This is a genomic window from Aquabacterium sp. UBA2148, assembly GCF_002328915.1.
GTDB lineage: Bacteria > Pseudomonadota > Gammaproteobacteria > Burkholderiales > Burkholderiaceae_C > Aquabacterium > Aquabacterium parvum.
The window spans coordinates 6,208-10,260 of record NZ_DCXA01000080.1 but is presented as its reverse complement, the minus strand read 5'-3'; the positions used below and the strand labels follow the sequence as shown (position 1 = coordinate 10,260).

General features: G+C 69.6%; 2 protein-coding genes. Both read left to right on the top strand.

Annotated elements, in window-relative coordinates; all coding sequences use genetic code 11:
- Positions 1 to 1,277, top strand: a 1,277-nt coding sequence (locus B2W70_RS04245) for an ATP-binding protein (protein ID WP_286743187.1), incomplete at its 5' end; no start/stop codon positions are given.
- A gap of 4 nt (positions 1,278 to 1,281) precedes the next feature.
- Positions 1,282 to 4,053 (top strand): DUF4157 domain-containing protein (locus B2W70_RS04240; RefSeq protein ID WP_286743186.1); only part of this gene is annotated, 2,772 nt, incomplete at its 3' end.

Here is a 4,053-nt window from a genome sequence, read left to right as displayed (position 1 = left end):
TGGCCCGCCACCAAGGCCAAGGCCTGATCGAAGCCGTGGACCCTGCGCACCTGCCCACCCTGGGCGCCGCCGCCGCGCTGATGGGTGCCATGCCCCTGGTCAGCTTCGAGCCCATGCTCGGTGAGCGCCTGAACTGGCAGCCCCCTGCCGGCTGCGCCGGGCTGATCGTTGCCCGCCTGCCCCAGCATGGTGGCCTGGCGGTGACAGACCGGCCCGTGCACACGCTCGAGCTCGACGCGCCCGACCTCGGCGAGCGCCGCCTGCATTGGCGCCTGGCCTTGTCCAGAGCGCCACACGCCCTGCAAAGCCCCGATGCCATCGAGCCCACCGACGCGTTGCTTGACCTGCGCCTGCCGCGCGGCACCTTGCACCGACTGGCCCGCTCGCTGCCAAGGCCATCCCAGGCCAGCCAGGCAGACGCGGTTGAGCTGCACACCGCCGTTCTGCGCCAACTCGACGAAGCCGGCCGCTTCGCGCTCGATGGCCTCGCGCAGCGCATGCCTGACTTGCACGACGACGAAACCCTGGCCCTGCCCGGCCACGCGCAAGAAGAGTTCGAGACCCTGGTGGCCCGCTGCCGCCACCGCGACCGGCTGGCCAGCCTGCTGCCATCGGCCTTCGGTCACAGCGACGGTGTGAAAGCCTTGTTCAAAGGCCCCAGTGGCACCGGCAAGACGCTGGCTGCGCGCCACCTGGCGCGCGCCTTGAGTCGACCGCTCTACCGCGTCGACCTGGCCGCCACGGTGAGCAAGTACATCGGCGAGACCGAGCGCAACCTCGAGCGCGTGTTCGAGGCCGCCGAATCGCTCGACGTGGTGCTGCTGCTCGACGAAGGCGACGCGCTGATGGCCGGCCGCACGCAGGTGGGCAGCGCCACGGACCGCTACGCCAACCTCGAAACCAACTACCTGCTGCAGCGACTGGAGCGCTACCGCGGGGTGATGGTCGTGACCACCAACGCCGCCGACCGCATCGACGCGGCCTTCACGCGGCGCATGGACGCCACGCTCGACTTCCCCCTGCCCGATGCCCTGACCCGATTGGCGTTGTGGCAAGCGCACCTGGGCTCGCTCCAGCATGTGTCGGGTGAAACGCTGGAGCGGGTGGCGCTGCGCTGCCAGCTCTCCGGTGGGCAGATCCGCAACGCAGCCCTGCACGCGGCCCTGCTGGCCATCGAACGCGCGCGCGCCATCGGCCCAGGCGAGTTGCAACAAGCCCTGGAGCGCGAGTACCGCAAAGCCGGTCAGCAATGCCCCTCGCTGGAGCCGCAGGACTGAGGCCATGTCCGCCGTGCTGAGCCCCACCCTCCACCGCCAGGAGACCATTGCGTCACCTGGCGCCGCGCCGGTGTCGTTCCGAGGTGGCCTGAGCGAGGCAGGCCGCGTGCAATGCGCCAGCCTGCACGTGTCCTCGCCCCACGACGCCGCCGAGCGCGAAGCCAGCGACGTGGCACGTCGGGTGGTGCAGATGCCGTCACCCTCAACGGCCAGCCCGCAAACCTCCTCACCCGCAGGACGCGTCTCGCTTTCTCGCATCGCTTCGCCGCGCCTGCTCTCGCGCGCATCGGCACCCACTGCCGGGGCCACGCTCATCCAGCGCGAAGGCCAAGGCCACGCCGCGGTCGATGGCCCCACCACGGCTCGCATCCAGGCCAGCCGTGGCGGCGGCCAGCCCCTGTCGGCACCTCTGCGCCGCTTCATGGAGCCCCGATTCGGCGCCGATTTCTCGCGCGTGCGCATCCACACCGATGGCCAGGCCCAGCAGCTGTCGCGGCGCCTCAGCGCCAAAGCCTTCACCACCGGCCGCGACATCTACTTCAATGCCGGCCAGTACGCGCCCGACACCGCAGAGGGTCGCGAGCTCATCGCGCACGAACTCGCCCACACCATCCAGCAAGGTGAATCGCCCCGCGCGGCGGTTCAGCGCAGCGAACTCAGCCCCGCTGGCCCCACACCCGCTGAGCAGCTCAGCCCGGCAAGCGGCAACGTGGTGCACCGCCTGGGCCTGTCGGACATCCTCGACGGCTTGGCCGAGCTGGCCGCCAACGTGCCCGGCTACACCCTGCTGACGCTGATCATCGGTCGCAACCCCATCAACATGCGCGTGGTCGAGCGCAACGTGGTCAACATCCTGCGCGCCTTCATCGGCCTGATCCCGGGTGGCGAGCTCATGTTCCAGGTGCTGCAGCGCCAGGGCATCGTCACCCGCGTGGCCGATTGGGTCGGCGTGCAGACTGCCGCGCTGGGCCTGAACTTCCAGACCATCCGCGACGCCTTCACTCGCTTCACCGACTCGCTGAGCTGGACGGACATCTTCAGCCCTGGCGATGTGTGGCGGCGCGCGCGGGCCACCTTCACGCCGCTCATCGACCGCGTCACAGGCTTCATCGGCAACCTCATCACCCAGGCCATCACCTGGCTGAAAGAGACCTTCATGACCCCGCTGTCGGACTTCTGTCGGCAGATCCCGGGCTACGGCCTGGTCACGGTGCTGCTGGGCCGCGACCCCTTCACCGGCGCCGCCGTGCCGCGCACCGCCATGAACGTGGTGCGGGCCTTCGCCGAGTTCATCCCCGGAGGCACCGAGAAGGTCGATCAGCTTGTGCAGTCGGGCGCGCTGGAGCGGGCCTACGCCTGGTTCCAGCAGGAAACCGGCTCGCGCAACCTCACGTGGAGCCGCGTGGCGGGCACCTTCACCGCCGCCTGGGCTTCGCTGCAGCTGTCGGACGTGCTGCACCCGATCGAGACCATCCAGCGCATCGTCGGCCAGTTCCGCCCCCTGATGAGCGACCTGGTGGGCTTCGCCGGCGCAGCGCTGATGAAGCTGCTCGAACTCATCTACGAAGCGGCGATGGGCGCGGGCGGCCGGCGCATCCTGAGCATCCTCACGCGGATGCGCGCCACCTTCGTGACCATCATCCAGAACCCGGTGGGCTTCCTGCGCAACCTGCTCGGCGCAGTGGGCCGGGGCGTGCGCCAGTTCATGACCCGCATCCTCACCCACCTGCGCGACGGCGTCATCGCCTGGCTGACCGGGCCGGTGGCGCGCGCCGGCATCCAGATGCCCGAGCGCTGGGACCTGCAAGGCATCATCTGGTTCGTGCTGCAGATCCTGGGCTTGAGCTGGCAGCGCGTGCGCCAAAAACTCGTCACGCTGATCGGCGAGCCGGCCATGGCGGCCATGGAGCGCGGCCTGCAGTTCATCCGCGACGTGCGCGACCGCGGCCTGGTCGCCACGCTGCGCGAGCGCGTCAGCGAGTTCTTCGGCAACCTGCGAGAGTCGGCCCTGGGTGCCATCAAGGGCTTCATCCAGCAGCGCCTGGTGCAGGCGGGCATCCAGCAGTTGCTGTCCTTGCTCAGCCCGGTGGGCGCGGTCATCCAGGCCATCATCAAGACCTACACCACCATCCAGTTCTTCATCCAGCGCATCAACCAGATCATGGACCTGGTCGAGTCCATCCTCGACTCGGTCTCGGCCATCGCGTCGGGTGCCATCGGCTCGGCCGCCAACTTCGTTGAGCGCACGATGGCGCGCACCATCCCCGTCATCCTCGACTTCCTGGCGCGCTTCATCGGCCTGGGCGACGTGGGCGCGCAGGTGCAGACCACCATCCGCAACCTGCAAGGCGGCGTGGACCGCATGCTGGACCGGGCGGTCGAATGGATCCGCCGGCAGGCGGGCAACCTGGCCAGCCGCTTGATGGGCGGGGACCCGTCTGCGCCACCTCAGCAGCGCCTGCAAAACGCCGTGCGCGAAGGCGTGACTGCGGTGAACCGGCTGTCGGGCAGCCGCATCGGCATCGCCGTCATCCGGCCGGTGCTGGTCGTCATCCGCACCCGGCACCAGTTGCGCAGCCTCGATGCCGAGGTGCGCAACGGCAAGTGGGCGGTGGTGGGCGTGGTCAACCCCACGCTGGCCGAACTCACACAGAAAGACGCGGAAGCCGCCGGCGCAGCCGTCACCGTTTCGGCGCCACAGTACTTCCCCAGCCGCAACCCGCTCGGCTGGGGCACGGGCATGGTGGCGATCCGTCGCAGTGGCGGGCTGGCAGTA